This window comes from Streptomyces sp. NPDC088261, from assembly GCF_044740805.1.
Lineage (GTDB): Bacteria > Actinomycetota > Actinomycetes > Streptomycetales > Streptomycetaceae > Streptomyces.
On sequence record NZ_JBIURL010000019.1, the window covers coordinates 60,158 to 80,302 of the forward strand.

The 20,145-nt window shown below is 72.5% G+C and carries 17 protein-coding genes; 11 read left to right on the forward strand and 6 right to left on the reverse strand.

The annotated features are described in order from the left end of the window. Window positions 1-13 precede the first annotated feature (13 nt). The 3 genes from ACIODU_RS28855 to ACIODU_RS28865 are packed head-to-tail and all read left to right on the forward strand — an operon-like array spanning window position 14 to window position 3,682. On the forward strand, window positions 14-1,933 hold the full coding sequence (locus tag ACIODU_RS28855; RefSeq protein ID WP_401771186.1) for a hypothetical protein: 1,920 nt from the start codon (window positions 14-16) through the stop codon (window positions 1,931-1,933). A gap of 16 nt (window positions 1,934-1,949) precedes the next feature. Next, window positions 1,950-2,612, forward strand: coding sequence for a hypothetical protein (locus ACIODU_RS28860; RefSeq protein ID WP_401771187.1), 663 nt, complete (start codon window positions 1,950-1,952; stop codon window positions 2,610-2,612). Continuing rightward, window positions 2,609-3,682: a glycoside hydrolase family 26 protein gene (locus ACIODU_RS28865; RefSeq protein ID WP_401771190.1), complete on the forward strand. Its 1,074-nt coding sequence runs from the start codon at window positions 2,609-2,611 to the stop codon at window positions 3,680-3,682. The genes ACIODU_RS28860 and ACIODU_RS28865 overlap by 4 nt, the downstream gene beginning before the upstream one ends. Here the strand turns inward: ACIODU_RS28865 and ACIODU_RS28870 are convergent. Together ACIODU_RS28870 and ACIODU_RS28875 are read right to left on the reverse strand one after the other, a co-directional pair. Further along, the gene (locus ACIODU_RS28870; RefSeq protein WP_401771193.1) at window positions 3,652-5,814 is read right to left on the reverse strand and encodes a lipopolysaccharide biosynthesis protein; all 2,163 of its coding nucleotides are present in this window, start codon (window positions 5,812-5,814) and stop codon (window positions 3,652-3,654) included. The genes ACIODU_RS28865 and ACIODU_RS28870 overlap by 31 nt on opposite strands. 1 nt (window position 5,815) lies before the next feature. Continuing rightward, window positions 5,816-6,967, reverse strand: coding sequence for a DegT/DnrJ/EryC1/StrS family aminotransferase (locus tag ACIODU_RS28875; protein ID WP_401771300.1), 1,152 nt, complete (start codon window positions 6,965-6,967; stop codon window positions 5,816-5,818). 172 nt (window positions 6,968-7,139) lie between these two features. On the opposite strand from ACIODU_RS28875, the gene ACIODU_RS28880 reads away from it, so the two are divergent. After that, complete coding sequence (locus ACIODU_RS28880) at window positions 7,140-7,673, forward strand: AAA family ATPase (protein ID WP_401771195.1); 534 nt, start codon at window positions 7,140-7,142, stop codon at window positions 7,671-7,673. Between the two features lie 64 nt (window positions 7,674-7,737). Here ACIODU_RS28880 and ACIODU_RS28885 read toward each other — a convergent pair whose 3' ends face one another. Next, on the reverse strand, window positions 7,738-8,679 hold the full coding sequence (locus ACIODU_RS28885; RefSeq protein WP_401771198.1) for an RNA polymerase sigma factor SigF: 942 nt from the start codon (window positions 8,677-8,679) through the stop codon (window positions 7,738-7,740). A gap of 284 nt (window positions 8,680-8,963) precedes the next feature. Here ACIODU_RS28885 and ACIODU_RS28890 point away from each other — a divergent pair, with 284 nt between their 5' ends. The 4 genes from ACIODU_RS28890 to ACIODU_RS28905 all read left to right on the forward strand — a co-directional run bounded on the left by ACIODU_RS28890 (window position 8,964) and on the right by ACIODU_RS28905 (window position 12,247). Next, entirely contained in the window at window positions 8,964-9,332 is a 369-nt protein-coding gene (locus ACIODU_RS28890; protein ID WP_161312594.1) for an STAS domain-containing protein, read from the forward strand. 249 nt (window positions 9,333-9,581) lie between these two features. Continuing rightward, window positions 9,582-10,073 carry an ATP-binding protein gene (locus tag ACIODU_RS28895; RefSeq protein ID WP_356429440.1) on the forward strand — a complete coding sequence of 164 codons (492 nt, stop codon included), beginning with the start codon at window positions 9,582-9,584 and terminating at the stop codon, window positions 10,071-10,073. Window positions 10,074-10,263: 190 nt separating this feature from the next. Then, the gene (locus ACIODU_RS28900; protein WP_356429437.1) at window positions 10,264-10,941 is read left to right on the forward strand and encodes a response regulator transcription factor; all 678 of its coding nucleotides are present in this window, start codon (window positions 10,264-10,266) and stop codon (window positions 10,939-10,941) included. Window positions 10,942-10,954: 13 nt separating this feature from the next. Continuing rightward, a complete protein-coding gene (locus ACIODU_RS28905) occupies window positions 10,955-12,247 on the forward strand; it encodes an ATP-binding protein (RefSeq protein ID WP_356429434.1) in 1,293 nt (430 codons plus the stop codon). Window positions 12,248-12,289: 42 nt separating this feature from the next. Here ACIODU_RS28905 and ACIODU_RS28910 read toward each other — a convergent pair whose 3' ends face one another. Further along, window positions 12,290-12,787: a GtrA family protein gene (locus ACIODU_RS28910; protein WP_356429570.1), complete on the reverse strand. Its 498-nt coding sequence runs from the start codon at window positions 12,785-12,787 to the stop codon at window positions 12,290-12,292. Window positions 12,788-12,998: 211 nt separating this feature from the next. On the opposite strand from ACIODU_RS28910, the gene ACIODU_RS28915 reads away from it, so the two are divergent. Genes ACIODU_RS28915 through ACIODU_RS28925 form a run of 3 tightly spaced genes read left to right on the forward strand, consistent with a single transcriptional unit; the run spans window position 12,999 to window position 15,858 of the window. After that, window positions 12,999-14,138 (forward strand): 5-(carboxyamino)imidazole ribonucleotide synthase, encoded by a 1,140-nt coding sequence (locus ACIODU_RS28915; protein WP_401771203.1) that lies wholly within the window; start codon window positions 12,999-13,001, stop codon window positions 14,136-14,138. Further along, the gene (purE, locus tag ACIODU_RS28920; protein ID WP_356429428.1) at window positions 14,135-14,659 is read left to right on the forward strand and encodes a 5-(carboxyamino)imidazole ribonucleotide mutase; all 525 of its coding nucleotides are present in this window, start codon (window positions 14,135-14,137) and stop codon (window positions 14,657-14,659) included. The genes ACIODU_RS28915 and purE overlap by 4 nt, the downstream gene beginning before the upstream one ends. A gap of 5 nt (window positions 14,660-14,664) precedes the next feature. Beyond that, window positions 14,665-15,858 carry a dipeptidase gene (locus ACIODU_RS28925; protein WP_401771206.1) on the forward strand — a complete coding sequence of 398 codons (1,194 nt, stop codon included), beginning with the start codon at window positions 14,665-14,667 and terminating at the stop codon, window positions 15,856-15,858. Between the two features lie 1,062 nt (window positions 15,859-16,920). Here ACIODU_RS28925 and ACIODU_RS28930 read toward each other — a convergent pair. After that, window positions 16,921-19,092 carry a sensor histidine kinase gene (locus tag ACIODU_RS28930; protein ID WP_401771209.1) on the reverse strand — a complete coding sequence of 724 codons (2,172 nt, stop codon included), beginning with the start codon at window positions 19,090-19,092 and terminating at the stop codon, window positions 16,921-16,923. Beyond that, entirely contained in the window at window positions 19,082-19,924 is an 843-nt protein-coding gene (locus ACIODU_RS28935) for a response regulator transcription factor (protein WP_401771211.1), read from the reverse strand. Before ACIODU_RS28935 ends, ACIODU_RS28930 begins: the two co-directional genes overlap by 11 nt. Between the last annotated feature and the right edge of the window lie 221 nt (window positions 19,925-20,145).

Consider the following 20,145-nt stretch of genomic DNA (forward strand, 5'->3'; position numbering starts at 1 on the left):
GGGGAGTCGCACTGTGCAGCACCGTGTGTCCACACCGGTCTCGGGGGGCGGCGCGCCTCCCTCCGTACAGGAGCCCGTTCCCGAGGCGGCGGACTCCCCGCGGATAGTGGACGAGCCACTTCCCGGGCGCACGGCACGCGCCCCCTTTCGCCCCCAACTCCTCTTCTCCTGGCTCCCGTTGGTCGTCGGCGGTGGGCTGTGGGCCTGGTCGTTACCCCGGATCGGGTTCCGCGACATCGGGGAGTTCGGGCTCCTCGACCGCTTCCCGGTCGTCTTCTACGTCTCGCTGGCCGTCCTCTCGGCCGGCTTCCTGGTCAGCCTGCGCCGGGCCGCTGCCGCGCCCTGGTGGCCGCCTGCCTACTGCGCCGCCATGCTGGTCGCGCTCAAGGCGCCGCCGGCCCTGCTGTACGACTCGGTGCGCTACGCCTGGGCGTCGAAGCACGACGCCGTGATCGCCCGGCTGCTGGCCGAGGGCACCTTCCATCCGTACACCGAACTGTCCGGCGGGATGTCGGCGTACGACCAGTGGCCCGGCTTCTTCTCCCTCAACGCGGCGCTGGTCAGGACCTTCGGGGTGGCGGGCGCCGCCGCGTACACCAACTGGGCGCCGGTCGCCTTCGGGTTGCTGATGATGCCGGTGCTGGTGCTCATCTACCGCACGTTCACCGACGACCGGCGTCTGGTGTGGACGGCGGTCTGGATCTTCCAGCTGGCGAACTGGGTGGGCCAGGACTACCTCGCTCCGCAGGCCTTCGCGTATCTGCTCTTCCTGACCGTGTTCGCCGTGGTCGTACGGCACTTCGTGCGGCCGGGCTCCGCCGGACGGCTGCGCGAACGCGCCCGCCTCGACCCGGCGGCGGCGCCCGTGCCGCCGTCCACCACGCGCCGCCAGCGGGCGATCGGGGTGGCGGTGCTCGTCCCGCTGATCGCCGCCGTCAACGCCTCGCACCAACTGACGCCCGTCATGCTGTGCATGACCCTGATGGCGCTCTGCCTCACCCGCCGCTACCGCAACCTCGGGCTGCTGGTGGTGTCCGGGGTGGTCATGCTCATCTGGGACCTGACGATGGGCCGCCCGCTGTTCCTGGACACGCTCGGCACGCTGCGGGACTCGGCGGGCCAGCTGCTCCAGAACTCCCGCCCCGGGTTCGCGGGTGAACCGACCGGTCCCGGGCCGGAGTTGGTGGGCACGGCCAACATCCTGATGGTCGCCGCGCTCGCCGTACTGGCCGGGGCGGCCGTCCTGCTGCGGCGCGGGCTGACGCGCGGCGCGCTGCCGCTGCTGCTGGCGGCGGCGGCGCCGGTGCCGCTGTTCGCGGTCAACGACTACGGCGGCGAAATGCTGTTCCGCGTCTACCTGTTCGGGCTGCCGGGCACGGCGTTCTTCGCGGCCGCCGCGCTGGTGCCGGCGGCCGCCGGGGCGGGGCGGGCGCGGCGCGTCGCGCGCCGGGCGGCGGGGGTGGCGCTGCCGGTGGCGCTGGTCGTCCTGCTGGCCGGGTTCCTGCCCTCGTACTACGGCAAGGAAGGAATGCAGTACGCGCCGCCGGCGGAGACCGCGCTGGTCGAACGCGCCTACGACCGGGCGCCGGAGGGGTCGCTGATCCTCGCGACGACCGGGTCCTTCCCGGGCGCGTACCACCGCTACGACCGGTACGAGCGCTGGTTCTTCACGGAGCAGGAGGTGCCGGAGAACCTGAAGATGCTCAAGGACCCGGCGGCGTACCTGGACGCGGGCATCCCGGCCGGCCGGACCGCGTACGTGATCCTCACCCCGACGCAGGAGGAGGCGACCATCGGCGAGGGCTATCTGCCGGCCGGCGGCTTCGCGCGCATGACCGAGGCGCTGAAGCGCTCACCGCACTTCCGCGTGGTGGAGGAGAGCCGGTACGGCCTGGTCCTGGAACACGTCGAGCCCACCGCACCCACCCCCTGACGTGGAGGCCGCCGAGATGCGACCAGAAAACCCCGAGAACGACGGCGCCCCGCCCGAAGGGACCCCGACCCCCGACCGGCCCAGCGTGGCCGAGGCCGCCACGGCCACCGCCCCCGAACCCGGACCGACCACGCCCACCACCCCCACAGACCCACGCCCGGAGCCCACCGCCCCCTCCGCCCCACGCCCGGAGCCCACCGACCCCGCCGCTCCGCGCCGCACCCCCCGCATCCTCCCGCCGCGCGACCACCTCGTTCTCCGGGGCGGTCTCGCTCTCTCCGGCTGGGTGGCCCTCGCCGTCACCGCGCTGCCCGGTGGGGCGGCGGGGCGGTGGGTGCCGGTGCTTCTCTTCGTCGGGCTCGGGCCCGGTCTCGCGCTGCTGCTTCCGCGGCGGCCACGTCCCGGTGCGCGGCTGGAGGTGCTGGCGCTTGCCGCGCCCCTGAGCCTGTCGCTCGCGGCGCTCGACGCCACGGCGCTGTTCCTGGTGTCCGGCTTCTCGGTGACGCTCTTCCTCGGCTCGCTCGCCACCGTCACCACCCTCGCGAGCCTCCTGCCCGCCCTGCCGCTCCCCGCAGCGGCACGCACCGCCTCCGGGAGCGCCGCACACCAACCGCCGGACTCCGACCCGGCACCCGCGCCCGACCCGGCACCCGCGCCGGACCCCGAGGCGTCTCGATGACCGAGCGGGCGCACCGGGACCCCCGTGGAGCCGCCCTCCTCGCCCTCGCCCTCACCGTCGTCGGCGCGCTGCTCACCGGTGCCGGCCTCTGGATCGACCGGCAGGAGAACGCACCCGCCCCACCGGCGAGTTGCGCCCCCACCGCCCTGCTGGAACCGCCGTGCGGAGCCTGGTGGGGCGCGTACGTCCCGTACGCGGAGAACGGGTCGCTCACCGACGCCGTCCACAGCCTGGAGAAGAAGATCGGCCGCAGGCTCGACCTCGTCTACAACTACCACGACATGTCCGGCACCGACCGCGACGGAACCCTCCTCACCCCCGACGAGAGGGAGTTGGGCGAGGACCGCATGCTGATGCTTGCCTGGGAGTCCACCGTGTGGACGGAGCCGCACCACCGCGACTGGACCGAGACGCAGCTCGGTTGGGACAGGGTCGCCGCCGGTGACCTCGACGAGGAGATCATCGATCCGCAGGCCCGCCGCCTCAAGGCGTACGGCAAGCGCGTCTTCTTCTCCTTCGACCAGGAGACCGACTTCCGCACCCCCGACGCCGGCACCCCCGAGGAGTTCGTCGCCGCCTATCGCCACCTCCACGACCGGTTCCGGCAGCTCGGCGTGGACAACGTGGTGTGGGTGTGGACGGTGTCCGGCTACCTCGGGAACGCCGAGCTGATGAAGCGGCTCTACCCGGGGGACGCGTACGTCGACTGGATCGGCATGGACCAGTACAACTACTTCCGGTGCCACGACTCCCCGGACTGGCTCGACTTCGACCGCAGCCAGCGCCCGTCGTACGACTGGCTCCGCGCGAACATCTCCGACTCCAAGCCGGTGATGCTCGCGGAGTTCAGTACGGCACCCGACCCGGCCAGGCCCGACCGGCAGCGCGAGTGGTACGAGGACATCCCGCACACCGCACCCACCCTGCCGAGGGTGAAGGCACTCGTGCACTGGAACCGGCCGGTGCCCGGCGCCAACTGCGATCTGACCGTCAACAAGGGCCCGGCGCTGGAGGGTTACCGCGAGGCGGGCCGTGACGGCTACTTCAACCAGCCGCTGCCCCGGGGGTAACGCCGTACGAGGGGAGCGGAACGTACGGTGAGCGCCGCGCCCGCCACCCCCGCCAGCCCCAGGAACACCGGCACGGGCGCGGCCGCGAACGGGTGCTGGGCCGCCCAGCCGGTGATCACCAGCACCCACAACACCCCGGCCGCGACCCGGCCGTCGGCCCGTACCGCCCACAGGGCCACCGCGGCCAGCCCGAGACCCAGCAGTTGCAGCGCCACCGGCAGCGCCCGCAGGACCTCGTCCCGGCCGAACCGCCCCCCGCCCGCCTCCACCAGGACCTCCACGACCGGCCCGTGCCACGGCCCCGACGCCCGGTCGGGCCGTACGCCCAGCAGCGGCGGCGCCGCGTGCAGCGACGCGAAACTGATCAGCAGCCCCGTCCCGAGCAGCACCGGACGCGGCCGGACCAGCGACGCGGCGGCGCACTGGACGACGATCAGCAGCACACCCCCGGCGAGGGTGAGCGGAGGCAGCGCGTCGAACAACTCCCGCCCGGTCAGCGGGTCCTGGCCGAGCGGCACCACGCGCGCCAGCGGCGACCAGAAGAGCCCGGCGGCCAGCCCGAGCAGCAGCCACAGCAGCGTGATCCAGCGCTCCTCACGCTCGCGAGCACGACTCGGCGACACCGGCGGTCGTCCTGCGGGGCGGTCCACGGGGCGGTCCACGGGATGGTGCGCGCGGTGGCGCACGTGGTGGTACGCGCCGCGCGGATACGCCTTCTCCCGCGCCCAGTTGGTGCCGTACCCGTCGTCCGCCCGCCCCGCCCCGCGCCCCGAGCCCTCCCGCCGCACCGGCCCCACCACCCGCGCCGGCGAGGCCGCACGCGCCGCCCGCCCGCCGAGCGCCCCCCGCAGCCCCGGCGCCGCCACCAGCGCGACCAGCGTCATCGACCCCAGCATCGCCAGGCCCGCCCCGGAGATCCCCGTCGGCCCGAGCAGGAAGAGCGCACTGCCCAGCACCAGCAGGCACATCGCGCCCTGGAGGACGGCGAGCATGCCCGTACGGCCCTGGACCCGCAGCACCCCGATGTACAGCTCCACGACCACGCGCGGCAGCGCGGCGGCCGCCAGCAGCCGCAGCACGGTCGTGCCGTGCTCGGCGTAGTCGGGCCCGAACGGCGCGAGCACCTGCGGGGCGAAGAGCACCAGCACCAGGACGACGGGCACCAGCAGGACCGCCATCCGCCGCAGCGCCCCCCGTACCCCCTCCGCCAGCCGCTCCGGGCTGTGCGAGGCGTGCGCGGTGAGCGAGGAGGCCATGTTGATGGCCATGAACTCCATCGTGCCGCCGACCGTGTACGCCGTGTAGAAGAAGGCGTTGTGCGCCGCGTCGAAGCGCACCGCGACCATCACCGGCAGCAGATTGATCATCGCGAGGCTGAACAGCGCCCCCACCGAGTCCCCGGCGAGGAACCGCCCGATGTCCCGGAGGCTCAGCGGCTCGCGGTCGTGGTCGGCCTCGGCCTGCCGGGGGATGAGCCTGCGGAAGATCAGCCAGCCGAGCGGCAGGACGGACAGGGCGATGGCGGCGGCCCACGAGACGAAAACCCCGAGGACGGGCATCGCGGTGGCGAACGCGACGAGCAGCAGCAGCTTCCCGATCGAGAAGACGGCGTTGCCGACCGGCACCCAGACGGCCTTCCGCAGGCCGGTCAGGACCCCGTCCTGGAGGGTGAGCAGCGCCCAGGTCACGCAGGACGCGGTGAAGACGAGCCCGGCGGTGGGCCCGTCGAGGGGCGCGTACGACGGACCCCAGAGGTCGAGGGTCAGCAGGAACACCACACAGGCGACGCACACGACCAGCGAACTGACGGCGTACGCGCGCAGGACCAGCGAGCCGGTGGCGCGCCCGGCCCGGGGCACGTACCGCACCACCGCGCCGATCATCGTGGTGGCGGTGAGCGAGGCGAGCAGCCGCATCGCGGCGATGGCGGCGGAGCCCTGCCCGACGGCCTCCTCCGTGTAGTAGCGGGCGGCGACGAGCCAGAAGCCCAGGCCCAGGGCGGCGGAGACGCCGGTGGAGAGCATGAGCGCGTAGGCGTTACGGAACATCGAGTCGTGCCCGGCCGGCGCGGCGGCCTCCGGCTTCCCCCCGGCCGGGCCGGCGGGACCGCGCAGCCGGGTGGTCTCGGCCACCTCAGCCGCGCCCGTCCCACACGGCCGGCCGGGCGCCGGACGCGGTGAGCACCCGGATGATCTCGTCGGCGCGGCGCGGATCGGCGGGCAGGGCGTGCCGGGCGAACCAGGCGGCCGGCGCGGGGTGCGGGGAGGGATCGGTGAAGAGTTCGCCCGCGTAGGTGTCGAGCGGGGGGTCGTAGAGATAGCCGGTGGTGATACGGCGCCGGGCGAGGGCGGCGACGGCCGCGTCACGGTCCTCGACGAGCAGGGGCACGCGGAACAGGGGCTGGACCCCGGCCCCCTCCCGGCCCTCGCCGCCACCCCAGGGGGTGTCCAACAGCCGCCGCGCACCGGCCCGGTGGGCGTCCAGGCGGGCGTCGAGTCCGGTGAGCAGCCGCTCCGTACGTCTCAGGCGGGTGCGCCCCGGCCGCAGCCGGTAGTCGTGCATGTCGACGCGCACCCAGGAGTGGAATCCGTCCAGCCCCGGCTCCCCGGCCAGCGCCTGCTTGAGGTCACCGGCCCGCAGCGGCATCCGGATCGCCTCGCGCTCCTCCCGGCCGAGCGCCCGTAACGCGGCGCGGGCGGCCCGTACGAGACGCAGCCCGCGCACGCCGGCCTCGGCGTAGGGGCGTACGGCGTAGGCGAGTTCGGCGCGGAGGCGGGTGGGTGTCAGCAACTCGTCCCGGGCCAGGGCCAGTTCCGTACGGAGAGCGGGATCCGCGACGGCGAGGAAGCCGCCGGTCTTGGCCCCCACGTGCTTGGAGAGGCTGAACACGGACGCGTCCCCGAAGCCGCCGACGGGCCGGCCTCCCACCACGCTGCCGATCGCGTGCGCGGCGTCCTCGATCAGTGGAATCCCCAACCTGTCGCAGCGGGCGCGCAGTTCGGGAGCGGGGTCGGGATTCCCGTACAGATGGGTGGTCAGTACGGCGGACAGCCCCCGCCAGTCGGCGTCCGGCACGCGGTCCGGGTCGATCGACCCGTCGTACGGACGCAACGGGGCCTGTACGGGCCGCAGTCCGGCGGCGAGCACGACGAAGAAGATGACGTCGTCGTTGACCGGCGACATGAGGACCCGCCCGCCGGGCGGGCACCAGTGGCGCAGGGCCAGGTACAGCCCGAACCGGCACGACGGCACGTAAAGACATTCCCTGCCGAGGCGACGGCGCATCAGCGACTCCAGACCGGAGTACACCGTGCGCGCACTGAACTCCGCCGGGCAGCTCTCCCCAAGAGCCATACCGATTCCCCCCTGCCCCGGGCTCAATGTGGCCCATACCGGACGGCCCCGTCAATAAGGCGGCAGGACCGGGCCCCCGGACCGCTGTCGGTACGATCCACGGATGCGGCGCGTTCTGGTGGTGGGTATCAGCGGGGCGGGCAAGTCCACGCTCGCGCGGACCCTGGCCGGCGAACTCGACCTGCCCTACTACGAGATGGACGCCCTGCACTTCACCGGCCCCGGCTGGGCGGTGGACGAGGACTTCGCGTCGAGGGTCGCCGGTATCGCGGCCTCCCCGGCCTGGATCTTCGACTCGTTCGGCTACCCCGAGGTCCGCGACCTGCTGTGGGAACACGCCGACACGGTGATCTGGCTGGACTACCCGAGGCGGGTGGTGATGCCCAGGGTGCTGCGGAGATCGCTGAGCCGGACCGTACGCCGGGAACGCATCTTCGGCGGCAACAGGGAGACGCTGGCGGGGTGGTTCCGCCGGGACCACCCGGCGTGGTGGGCATGGTCCCAGCACGGCGCCCGGCGCGAGGACATAGGCGGGCGGACGACTGATCCCCGATTCACCCCGCTGCGGGTGGTGCGGTTCGGCACGCCGGGCGAGGCGGCCAGGTGGCTGAAGGCGCCGGGCCGGGGCGAGGAGTGAGAAGCGGCCCCACCCCGCACCCCCGGCCGGCTGGGCCGGTGCCCCTCACTCCTCCGCCGTCAGGTCACTCCTCCACCATCAGGCCCTTCCGCAGCTTCTCCAGCGTCCGGGTGAGCAGGCGCGACACGTGCATCTGCGAGATGCCCAGTTCCTCGCCGATCTCCGACTGCGTCATGTTGGCCACGAACCGCAGGGAGAGGATGTGGCGGTCCCGCTGGGGGAGTTCCGCGATCATCGGCTTGAGGGACTCGACGTACTCGATGCCCTCCAGGCCGTGGTCGTCGTATCCGATCCGGTCCGACAGCGCGGCCTCGGAGTCGTCCTCCGTCGGCTGGGCGTCCAGCGAGCTCGCGGTGTACGCGTTGCTCGCCGTCATTCCCTCCACCACCTCGTCGTGGGTGAGGCCGAGCCGTTCGGCCAGCTCGCCGACGGTCGGGGCCCGGTCGAGGCGCTGCGCCAGTTCGTCACTCGCCTTGGCGAGGTCGAGGCGCAGTTCCTGGAGCCTGCGCGGCACCCGTACCGACCACGACGTGTCGCGGAAGAAACGCTTGATCTCGCCGACGATCGTCGGCATCGCGAACGTGGGGAACTCCACGCCCCGGCTCAACTCGAAGCGGTCGATGGACTTGATCAGGCCGATCGTGCCGACCTGGACGATGTCCTCCATCGGCTCGCTGCGGGAGCGGAAGCGGGAGGCCGCGAACTTCACCAGGGCGAGATTCAGCTCGACCAGGGTGTTGCGGACGTACGCGTGTTCGTACGTGCCCTCCTCGAGCGACTCGAGACGGGCGAAGAGCGTCTTGGACAGGGCCCGGGCGTCGACCGCCCCCACCTCGTCGAAGGGCGGGATCTCGGGCAGGTTCTCCAGACCCTCGGCGGGTGGGTTTCCCCACGCCTCGTCGGGTAGGTTTCCCGGATCCCCGGTGGGCAGGTGCTCCGGATCCCCGGTGCGGGGTTCACCCTTGGTACGCGGTTCGGAAAGCGGTTCGTCGAGCCGGGGTGCCATGGTCTCCTCCATCATTCTCGGCATGTGGCCGCCGATGCCCCTACACGTTGCTGCGGTTTGCGGCGCCTCCGAAGCCGGTCGTGTGGAATGTGTTCCTCCTAGCCCTACCCGGTCGGTACGGGCAGTTGCAAGTGTTAATTGTTCTGTTTGCCCTTATTGTGGGGGACTTCGGCTACCGGTCGGCCGGTGAAAGGCGTAATGTTCGACCGGCGTCAACGGCAGTCATAGGCATGCGACGCGCGCGAACTTCCGACGATGGCTACCAGACACGAAGAGGGACGGGAATGGACCGGCAGACGGTCGGCAGCGCGAACCGGGGCCGGCTTCGGGTCGAGGTTCGGACCGAGGGTCGGAGCGAGGTCGTCACAGCGGCCGGCGAGTTGGACCACCACACGGCGGACGTCCTTCGCGTGCCGCTGGAGGCAGCGCTGGAGCAGGGCCGGGTACGCCTGGTCATCGACTGCTCACAGCTCGAATTCTGCGATTCCACCGGGCTCAACGTCCTGCTCGGTGCCCGTCTGACGGCGGACGCCGCCGGCGGCGGGGTTCATCTGGCGGGCATGCTGCCCGTCGTGGCCAGGGTCTTCGAGATCACGGGGGCGGACGCGGTCTTCACCCTTCATGATTCCGTCGAAGACGCCCTGGCGGACTGAGGCGGACGCGGGTACGTGGCCCCTCACTCTCCCCGCCCCGCCACCGTCCGCGCCGGGCGTGCCGTCCGCCGGACGGGTCCTGCTGACTTTCGCACCCGTGATGTGGGTGTTGTCACGATACGCAGGGGCAGGAGTCTCCCCGCAGGCCCACCGACCCCGCTCTCCCCTAACCGGTCTGTGATGTGTAGTGATGTGCAGTGATCTTTCGTGACGAACTGGAATTCGGTGAATCGGTGAGGTGAAGCGCTGATGAGCACCACCCGGCAGCCTCCGCCGGGCGACCTCGGCCCCGAGCCGGACGACGCGGGAACCACCCCCGCCCCGTCCGACCGGCGGGTACGCGCGCTCGCGCTGTCCGACGCGAGCGGGGTCGTCCCGCTCGCGCGCGACTTCACCCGCCAGGCGCTGTACGACTGGGGCTGGCTCCCCGCGGCGACCCCCGACCGGCGGGCGGCCGCGGAAGACGTCCTGCTCGTGGTCTCCGAGCTGGTCACCAACGCGTGCCTGCACGCCGACGGGCCGGAGGAACTGCGCGTCTCGACCCACGCGAAGGTCCTGCGCCTGGAGGTCATGGACCACGGCGAAGGCCAGCCCGAACCCCGTACCCCGCACCGCGCGGGCCGTCCCGGCGGCCACGGCATGTTCATCGTCCAGCGGCTCAGCCTCGACTGGGGTGTCGTACGGAACCCCGGCGAGACCGGGAAGACGGTCTGGGCGGAGCTGGCGGCACCGCCGTCGTGAGGGGCCGCACCGCCGTCGTCGGTGGTCCGCCCGCCCCCCTCTCTCCGGAGCCGCCGGCTGAGAGATGGACCACAGGCGGGAGCGGAACCATCCCTTCGCATTCCAAGGCGCTTCACAGGATCGGCTCCCTGACCCGCAGGCGCCGCCGATCGCTACCCAAGGCCCGCCCGGCGCGGACTACCATCACCCCATGACCCGTGTACTGCTCGCCGAGGACGACGCATCCATCTCGGAGCCGCTGGCCCGCGCCCTGCGTCGGGAGGGTTACGAGGTCGAGGTCCGCGAAGACGGTCCGACCGCCCTGGACGCCGGCCTCCAGGGTGGGGTCGACCTGGTCGTCCTCGACCTCGGCCTGCCCGGAATGGACGGCCTGGAAGTCGCCCGCCGGCTCCGCGCCGAGGGCCACACCGTGCCGATCCTGGTGCTCACCGCCCGCGCCGACGAGGTGGACACCGTGGTCGGGCTGGACGCCGGCGCCGACGACTACGTGACCAAGCCCTTCCGCCTGGCCGAACTGCTCGCCCGGGTGCGTGCCCTGCTCCGGCGCGGCGCCAGCGACCCCGCCCCGGCGCCCGCCACCCACGGCGTGCGGATCGACGTCGAGTCGCACCGCGCCTGGATGGGCGAGGAGGAGCTCCAGCTCACGGCGAAGGAGTTCGACCTGCTGCGGGTCCTGGTCCGCGACGCCGGCCGGGTCGTCACCCGCGACCAGCTGATGCGCGAGGTCTGGGACACGACGTGGTGGTCGTCCACCAAGACCCTCGACATGCACATCTCCTGGCTCCGCAAGAAGCTCGGCGACGACGCGGCGAACCCCCGCTACATCGCGACGGTACGGGGCGTCGGCTTCCGCTTCGAGAAGAGCTAGCCGGAAGGGCACCTTGCGCCGTCGTCTCATCAATTCCACGCTCGCGGTGGTGCTGGTCGTCATCGCGGTGTTCGGCGTGTCCCTCGTCATCGTCGAGACCCGCACCATCACCAGCAGCGCCCAGGAGAGCGTGGACAACGAGGCCGTCCGGATCGGCAGCATCGTGGACAGCCGCCTGCTCGGCGGCGAGAACATCACCCCCGGCATGCTGGCCGACCAGATCAGCAAGGACCGCTACGCCCGCGTCGACCTCCCCGGCCACCCGCCCGTCCAGTTCGGCGAGCACCCCACCGGCAGCGTCATCCGGGGCAACGCCACCGGCGAGCAGGGCGAGAAGGTCGTGGTCGAGGAGCGCCGCTCCTCCGTCAACCGTGAGGTCGGCCGCACCCTCCTGATCATCGGCGGGGTGGCGCTCCTCGCCGTCGTCGCCGCCGTCCTGCTCGCCGTACGGCAGGCCAACAAGCTCGCCTCGCCGCTCACCGACCTCGCCGAGACCGCGGAACGCCTCGGCTCCGGCGACCCGCGCCCCCGCCACAAGCGGTACGCGGTGCCCGAGCTGGACCGGGTGGCCGACGTCCTCGACTCCAGCGCCGAGCGGATCGCCCGCATGCTCACCGCCGAGCGGCGCCTCGCCGCGGACGCGTCGCACCAGCTCCGCACCCCCCTCACCGCCCTGTCCATGCGGCTGGAGGAGATCTCCGCCACCGACGACCTGGACACCGTCAAGGAAGAGGCCACGATCGCGCTCACGCAGGTCGAGCGGCTGACGGACGTGGTGGAGCGGCTGCTGACGAACGCGCGCGACCCCCGTACCGGCTCCGCCGTCGCCTTCGACATCGACGAGGTCGTCAAGCAGCAGCTGGAGGAGTGGCGCTCGGCCTACCGCAGCGCGGGACGGGCCATCGTCTGCTCGGGCCGCAACGGCATGCGGGCCGTCGGCACCCCCGGCGCGGTCGCGCAGGTCCTCGCCGCCCTGATCGAGAACTCACTGATGCACGGCGGCGGTACGGTCGCGCTGCGCACGCGCGTCACGGGCAACCAGTCGGTCATCGAGGTGACCGACGAGGGCCCCGGCGTGCCCGCCGACCTCGGGGCGCGGATCTTCGAGCGGTCCATCAGCGGCCGCAACTCCACCGGCATCGGCCTGGCCGTCGCGCGCGACCTGGCGGAGGCGGACGGCGGCCGGCTCGAACTGCTCCAGCAGCACCCGCCGGTCTTCGCGCTCTTCCTCAGCCGGGAGGCCCGTACCCGCAAGGCGCCGCACGCCCCGCGGGGCGAGGAGGGCGGCGACCGGCCGGTCCGCTGACCGGCTCGTCCGCTGATCAGCTGGTACGGATCAGCTCACCGGTCAGCTCTGTATCCGGTCCCGGTCCCGACCGCGCTCCAGGAACGATTCGCCCGCCTCCGCCGGGAGCGGCACGGCCCGGAACACCCAGCTGCGGTACGACCAGAAGCGGAACAGCGTCGCGACCCCGATGCCCAGGAACTTGAACACGTTGCTCTGGAGCGGGGTGTCCCAGCCGAACCCGTACGTCGCGGCGTAGAGAACCCCGTTCTCGATCACCAGGCCGACCACGCTGAACAGCAGGAACAGCGACAGTTCCTTCGTACGGCGGGTCTTGTCGCGCTCCCGGTACGTGAAGTACCGGAAGCCGACGTAGTTGAAGACGATCGCCACGACCGTGGCCAGGATGCCGGCCCGTACCACCGGTAGGTCCGTAGCGTGCCGTACGAGGTTGAAGACCACCAGGTTCACCAGCAGCCCCACGGCGCCCACCGCACCGAACTTGGCCGCCTCGCGCACGAGCCGGTCCAGTCGCGCGCGGAGTGCGCCCCGTTCGCCCATGTGCCCGCTCAGCCCCGTCCGGTCGATGTCCTGTGCGGCCATGCTAACCAGCGACCCCGGCGGCCGACCCGGGGCCGGGTCCGTGGCCCAGGACACACCTGGGGCGGTTGTGACGCGCTGTAGGCCCCGCCGGGGCCCGTCCCGACGCCCTCCGACTCCTCCGGGACGGCTCGCGGACTCCGTCCCTTCGCGCGCCGGATACCCTGGGGGCGTGACGTTCCCGGTAGTCGGCATGGTCGGCGGCGGTCAGCTCGCCCGTATGACCCACGAGGCGGGCATCCCCCTCGGCCTCAGGTTCAAGCTCCTCAGTGACACCCCCCAGGACTCCGCGGCCCAGGTGGTCGGCGAGGTGGTCATCGGCGACTACCACGACCTGGACACGCTGCGTGACTTCGCGCGCGGATGTGACGTGATCACGTTCGACCACGAGCACGTGCCGATCGAGCACCTGCGCGCGCTGGAGGCGGACGGCATCCCGGTACGCCCCGGTCCCGACGCGCTCGTCCACGCCCAGGACAAGGGCGTGATGCGCGCCAGGCTGACCGAGCTGGGCGCGCCCTGCCCGCGCCACCGCGTCGTGACCGACCCCGCCGACGCGGCGGCCTTCGCGGCCGAGGTGGGCGGCTTCCCGGTCGTCCTCAAGACCGTGCGCGGCGGCTACGACGGCAAGGGCGTGTGGGTCGTACGGTCCGAGCGCGACGCCGAGCAGCCCTTCCGGGCCGGCGTCCCCGTCCTCGCCGAGGAGAAGGTCGACTTCGTACGGGAACTGGCGGCGAACATCGTCCGCTCCCCGCACGGCCAGGCCGTCGCCTACCCCGTCGTCGAGTCGCAGCAGGTCGACGGGGTCTGCGACACCGTCATCGCGCCCGCGCCCGGCCTCTCCGACGAGCTGGCGGGCGAGGCCCAGCAGCTCGCCCTGCGCCTCGCCAAGGAACTGGGCGTCGTCGGCCACCTCGCGGTCGAGCTGTTCGAGACGCCCGACGGCCGGATTCTCGTCAACGAGCTGGCCATGCGCCCGCACAACTCCGGGCACTGGACGCAGGACGGCGCGATCACCTCGCAGTTCGCCAACCACGTCCGGGCGGTGCTCGACCTGCCGCTGGGCGACCCCCGGCCGCGCGCGCCCTGGACCGTCATGTGCAATGTCCTCGGCGGCGACTACCCCGACATGTACCAGGCGTACCTGCACTGCATGGCCAGGGACCCGCAGCTCAAGATCCACATGTACGGCAAGGACGTGAAGCCGGGCCGCAAGGTCGGGCATGTCAACACCTACGGCGAGGACCTGGAGGACGTGCTGGAGCGCGCCCGCCATGCCGCCGGCTACCTGCGAGGAACGATCACAGAATGAGCACCCCTCTCGTCGGCGTGGTCATGGGCTCGGACTCCGACTGGCCCGTCATGGAGGCCGCGGCGAAGGCCCTCGACGAGTTCGAGATCCCGTACGAGGCCGACGTCGTCTCGGCGCACCGGATGCCGCGCGAGATGATCGCGTACGGCGAGCGGGCGGCCGGCCGGGGCCTGCGCGTGATCATCGCGGGCGCGGGGGGCGCGGCCCACCTGCCGGGCATGCTCGCCTCGGTGACCCCGCTGCCGGTGATCGGCGTCCCCGTACCGCTCAAGTACCTGGACGGCATGGACTCGCTGCTGTCCATCGTCCAGATGCCCGCGGGCATCCCGGTGGCGACGGTGTCGGTCGGCGGGGCGCGCAACGCGGGGCTGCTGGCGGTACGGATCCTCGCGGCGCACGACCCGGAGCTCCAGGCCCGGATGCGGGACTTCCTCCAGGACCTCAACGAGCAGGCGACGGACAAGGGCAAGCGGCTGCGCGCCAAGGTGCAGGGTGTGGACAGCTTCGGTTTCGGGAAATAACCGCCATGGACTCCACGCACTTCCTCGAAGAGGCGCACGACCTGCTGGCCGAGTTCCCCGTGGTCGACGGCCACAACGACCTGCCGTGGGCGCTGCGTGAACAGGTCCGCTACGACCTGGACCGCCTGGACATCGCCGACGACCAGTCGGCCCATCTGCACACCGACATCCCCCGGCTCAGGAAGGGCGGGGTCGGCGCGCAGTTCTGGTCCGTGTACGTCAGGTCCGACATGGCCGGGGACGACGCGGTCAGCGCGACGCTGGAACAGATCGACGCCGTCGGCCGGCTCCTCGCGTGCTATCCGCAGGACCTGGTCCGCGCGCTGACCGCCGACGACATGGAGACGGCCCGCCGGCAGGGCCGTATCGCCTCCCTGATGGGCGCGGAGGGCGGGCACTCGATCAACGACTCGCTGGCCACGCTGCGGGCGCTGTACACGCTGGGCGTGCGCTACATGACGCTGACCCACAACGACAACCTCGGATGGGCCGACTCTGCTACGGACACGCCGTCGGTGGGCGGCCTCTCCGCCTTCGGCCGCGAGGTCGTCCGCGAGATGAACCGCGTCGGCATGCTGGTCGACCTCTCGCACGTCGCGGCGACGACGATGCGGGACGCGCTCGCGGTGACCGAGGCGCCGGTCATCTTCTCGCACTCGTCGTCCCGGGCGGTCTGCGACCATCCGCGCAACATCCCCGACGACGTCCTCTCCCTCCTCCCCGCGAACGGGGGCGTCGCGATGGTCACCTTCGTCCCGCAGTTCGTCCTGCCGGAGGCGGTGGCGTGGGCGGCGGCGGCCGCGGAGAACATGACCGCGCACGGGCTGCACGCGCTGGACAGGACGCCGGAGGCGATGAAGGTCCACGAGGCGTTCGAGGCGGCGAATCCGCGGCCGCGGGCGCTGGTCTCGACGGTGGCGGACCATCTGGACCACATGCGGGAGGTCGCGGGCGTCGACCACGTCGGCATCGGCGGCGACTTCGACGGCACGCCGTTCACCCCGGTGGGCCTGGACGACGTGTCGGGCTACCCGAACCTGATCGCGGAGCTGCTGTCGCGGGGGTGGTCGCGGTCGGACCTGTCGAAGCTGACGTGGCTCAACGCGGTGCGGGTGCTTCGGGGGGCGGAGGACGTGGCTCGCACGTTGTCCGCGGAACGCCCGCCGTCGCGGGCGACGAGGGCGTCGCTGGACGGCTAGCGTCTGCGCGTCTGCGCGTCTGCGCGTCTGCGCGGGGCCTTGCGTGTCCTCGCGCCGGACGGGCGTCTGCGCCCCGGTGGTGGGTGCGACTACCTGCCTGTCCTCAAACGCCGGACGGGCTTGGGTGTGCCGTGGTGCCGGGGGCCGGGGCCTCCGGAGGCACGTATGTCCGGACTGCATGTTTTACGGCGCGTGCGAGCCCTTGTTTTGCGTAACGGTAGCCATGCGCCACAAAACACGCTTTACGTCCGGCCACACGCACCTCCTCCGACCCCACCCCCCTCACGCCGGGGGTGAACTGAACGACCCCGCCCGCCCCGGGGTCCCTGCCGCCCGGTGCGCGGGTGCGGCTTAGGGATGTCCTCAAGCGCCGGACGGGCTGGAGGGTGCCCCCGCGCGCCGAGCGCCGGTGCGGGTCAGGGTCGTCCTCAAGCGTGGGACGGGCTTGGGGGGCGTCCGGGCGGGCCTGGGTTGCCGACAGCGCGGGTCACCGACGTCCTCAAGCGCCGGACGGGCTTGAAATGCCCCGGTGCGGGTCCGGGCTGCCTGCCGCCCCGCGCCGGGGTGGGCCGGGTAGTGACGCGGGCCTGGAAGGGGGACGGGCAGGGGTCGTGTCCGGAACGTAAAGCGTGTTTTGTGTCGCATGGCTACCGTTACGCAAAACAAGAGCCCGCACGCGACGTAAAACATGCAGTGCAGGACACGACCCCTGACCGGCCCCCGGCGACAACCCGCACCCCGCCCACCGGCCCGCAGCGGGCACAATCAAGCCCGTCCGGCGATTGAGGACATCAGTAGCCCGCACCCGGCACCGGGCGCGCGGGCACCACCAAGCCCGTCCGGCGCTTGAGGACATCAGTGAGCCGCGCCCGCGCCCTGGGCAGAGGCCAAAACCAAGCCCGTCCGGCGTTTGAGGACATCAGTAACGCGCACCCGGCCCCGGGCAGACGCACAAACCAGCCCGTCCGGCGCTTGAGGACAAGCAGTGGGCCGCGCCCACCACCGCGCCGCAGAAGCCCGTCCGGCGATTGAGGACAAAAGCCTGGCCGCCAGGCCCAACCGCTACGCCCTTTCCACCGGCAGCGTCAACGTGAAAACGCTTCCCACCCCCACCTCACTACTCACCCCCACCCCACCCCCATGCGCCTCCACCAACTTCCGCACGATCGACAGCCCCAACCCACTCCCACCCGTCTGACGACTCCGTGACTTCTCCGCCCGCCAGAAACGGTCGAACACGCGAGGAAGCTCGTCCGCAGCGATCCCACCCCCCGTGTCCGCGACCTCGATCAGGACGTGGGCACCCTCCGCACGGGCCCGTAGCGTGACCACGCCCCCGCGCGGGGTATGCCGGATCGCGTTCGAGACCAGGTTGCCCACCGCCTGCCGCAGCCGTACGGGATCCGCCTCCAGAAGCAGCCCCGGCAAGGGGGAAGGGAAGGACCCGGAAACGGAGAGCCCCACCCCCGCCCCCTCCGCGTTCACGCGATGCGCGACCGCCGTCTGCGCCAGCAGTTCCCCCACGTCGACCCACTCCTTCCGCAGCCGCAACTCCCCCGCGTCCGCCGCCGACAGGTCCCGCAGGTCGTCGATGACGTGCTGGAGCAGCAGCGCCTCCTCCAGGAGGGACGTCAGGAGGATCTGGTCGTGCGCGACGACCCCGTCCTCCGCCGCCTCCAGCCACCCCCGGATGTTGCTCAGCGGCGTCCGCAGCTCGTGCGCGACATCGCTGACCATCGCCTTCCGTACGGACTCCAACTGCTCGCGCCGCTCCGACATGGAGTTGAACGCCACCGCGAGACGCCCCAGTTCGTCACCCCCGGTCACGCGCACGCGCGCGGAGGTGTCGCCGTCCTCCATGCGCCGGGCCGCGTGGGTCAGGGCCCGGAGGGGCCGTACGAGCCGGATGCCCGCGAGGGTCGTGACCGTGACGGTCAGCAGGAGGACCAGCGCCGAACCCCCGGCGATCCGGGCCCGGTTGCCCCGTGACAGGTCGAAGAACGTGGTGGCCGCGCGAGCCGGACTGCTGACGTACAGCAGCGCGACGGGCGCCACGTACGGCGCGAGCTGCTCCGCGCGGCTGGTGCTGATGCAGGTGTTGACGAGCGAGGTGTTGTCCTCGGAGGGCGCCTTGGTGGGACCACCATCACCCGCGGCGGCCGGAACGCTCGCACTCGGCGTGGCACGAGGCCCCTGTCCCACGGTCCGCCGATCGACGGCCCCGAAACCCAAGCCGGCGCCGCGGATCACCGTGGGACCCGCCCCCAGGTCGCCGGCGCCCAACGCGGTCGCCCCCACCGCGCTGCCCGCCCCCACCCTCGGGCTCGACCCAGGAACCGCGCCCGGGGCGGAGGTCGCGCCCCCGTCGGGAACGGCCCCCGTCGGCAGCACCGTCAGCGGCGGTACCGCCACGCCCCGCCCCTCGCGAGGCTCCTGGGTCGGCATCGGCACCGGAACCGGCGCCGAGTACGGCGGCGTCCACGTGAAGTCCCTCGCCAGGACCACCGGCGGCGCGTGGACCCGGTCCAGGCACTTGTCGACCAGGGTGCTCAGCGCCCCCAGCGCCCTGCTCTCCGTACGGGTCGGCGCGTCCAGGGCCGTCTCCGTGCAGCGCTGCCCCGCCGCGAGGTCGCCGTTCGGGACGACCACGCGCGGTCGGCCGTTCGGCTCGTCCGTGACCTGGGCCGTGATGCCCAGGGTGTCGCTCAGACAGGCCGCACTCCGCGACGCGGCCCGGCGCAAGGTCTCGCGTTCCTTCGCTGGCAGCAGGAACGGGCCCACCGCGCGCGGGTCGATCCGGTCGGCCGAGCCGGTCCGCGACAGGTCGGGGGTGACCGCGAGCGGGTTGACGATGGCGGTCGGCTTCGACGGAGGCCGGTACGGATGCTCCGGCGCCGGTACGGAGTCGGCGACCGCCACCTCGCCCTGCCGCAGCACGATCCGGTGTTTCGTCTCCTCGGCGAGGGACGCGACCGTGGGGCCGACCCCGTCCCAGCTCGGATGCGTCGCCGCGTACCCCAGCAGCCGGTCGTAGATCTTCGCGTCGTCGGCGAGGGCCTGGCCCTGCTCCTTCTGGATCGCGACGGCCGTCGTCCTGACGACGACCCACGCGGTCGCCGCGACCGAGCAGACGGAGACCAGCACGGTCACCGCCAGCAGCCGCAGCAGCAGGCTCCGGCGCAGAGGGACGTCCCCGCCGGCGTTGCTGGCGGCCGCCCCGCCCCTACGACGCATGGGCGGCCCTCCCCGGACGCCCGGGCCCGCCGCCCTCGCCGGGCCCGGCGACCGCAGCGGGCCCGCCGCCCGCACCCGGCCCGGCGCCCGCCCCGGACCCGTCGCCCTCACCGAGCCCCGGACCCGGCCCCGTACCCCTGTCGTCCGCGAGCTTGTACCCCACCCCGTACACCGTCACCAGCGTCCGCGCCGCCCGCGGTCGCGGCTCGATCTTCTTGCGGAGGTTCATCACGTGCACATCCACCGTCCGCGAGGTGATGTACCGGTCGAAGCCGTGCAGCTGCTCCAGGATCTGGGCCCGCGTGAAGACCTGCCCCGGCCGCTCCGCCAGCACCTCCAGCAGCCGGAACTCGCCCGGTGTGCACTCGATCCGCCGCCCGTGCGCCCACACCTCGTGCCGCCCGGGGTCGACCCGCAGCGCCCCGACCGTCAGGACGGGGTCGGAGGGCGGTACGGCGGCGGCCGTACGCGCGCTCCTGCGCAGCAGCGAACGGATCCGCGCCATCAGCTCGCGCGGGCTGAACGGCTTGGTCATGTAGTCGTCCGCCCCCAGGTCCAGCCCGAGCAGCAGGTCGTCCTCGGTGGAGCGCGCGGTGAGCATCAGCACCGGCAGGTCGGACTCGGCGCGCAGGATCCGGCACACGTCGAGACCGTCGACCTTCGGCATCATCACGTCCAGTACGAGGAGGTCCGGCGGCCTGCGCCGTACCTGCTCCAGCGCGGCCCTGCCGTCGTGCACGACCACGACATCGTGGCCCTCCCGCTCCAGGTAGCGGCGGACCAGTTCGGCCTGCTTCGTGTCGTCCTCGGCGACCACCACGTGCGCGCACATGCGTGCGAGTCTAGGAACGGCGGCGGGTCAGGAGGGGCGGGAGGGGCCCGAGGGGGCCGGGACCATCGACGCACCATGGGTTCCTGACAGGTTTCTGACATTTCCCGCCGGGCCGGACGGACATGCTGGGCTCCGCCCGCCGGAAGCCGTACGCCCGAACGCCCCGTCCGCCGCGACCCCCGTCCGCTCCCATGACACGGTGGCAGAACTGCCGTCACCGA

Coding starts and splice junctions, on each gene's coding strand:
- ACIODU_RS28860 (WP_401771187.1), top strand. CDS start 1,950: ATGCGACCAGAAAACCCCGAGAACGACGGCGCCCCGCCCGAAGGGACC.
- ACIODU_RS28865 (WP_401771190.1), top strand. CDS start 2,609: ATGACCGAGCGGGCGCACCGGGACCCCCGTGGAGCCGCCCTCCTCGCC.
- ACIODU_RS28875 (WP_401771300.1), bottom strand. CDS start 6,967: ATGCGCCGTCGCCTCGGCAGGGAATGTCTTTACGTGCCGTCGTGCCGG.
- ACIODU_RS28880 (WP_401771195.1), top strand. CDS start 7,140: ATGCGGCGCGTTCTGGTGGTGGGTATCAGCGGGGCGGGCAAGTCCACG.
- ACIODU_RS28885 (WP_401771198.1), bottom strand. CDS start 8,679: ATGGCACCCCGGCTCGACGAACCGCTTTCCGAACCGCGTACCAAGGGT.
- ACIODU_RS28890 (WP_161312594.1), top strand. CDS start 8,964: ATGGACCGGCAGACGGTCGGCAGCGCGAACCGGGGCCGGCTTCGGGTC.
- ACIODU_RS28895 (WP_356429440.1), top strand. CDS start 9,582: ATGAGCACCACCCGGCAGCCTCCGCCGGGCGACCTCGGCCCCGAGCCG.
- ACIODU_RS28900 (WP_356429437.1), top strand. CDS start 10,264: ATGACCCGTGTACTGCTCGCCGAGGACGACGCATCCATCTCGGAGCCG.
- ACIODU_RS28910 (WP_356429570.1), bottom strand. CDS start 12,787: ATGGGCGAACGGGGCGCACTCCGCGCGCGACTGGACCGGCTCGTGCGC.
- purE (WP_356429428.1), top strand. CDS start 14,135: ATGAGCACCCCTCTCGTCGGCGTGGTCATGGGCTCGGACTCCGACTGG.
- ACIODU_RS28925 (WP_401771206.1), top strand. CDS start 14,665: ATGGACTCCACGCACTTCCTCGAAGAGGCGCACGACCTGCTGGCCGAG.
- ACIODU_RS28930 (WP_401771209.1), bottom strand. CDS start 19,092: ATGCGTCGTAGGGGCGGGGCGGCCGCCAGCAACGCCGGCGGGGACGTC.
- ACIODU_RS28935 (WP_401771211.1), bottom strand. CDS start 19,924: ATGTGCGCGCACGTGGTGGTCGCCGAGGACGACACGAAGCAGGCCGAA.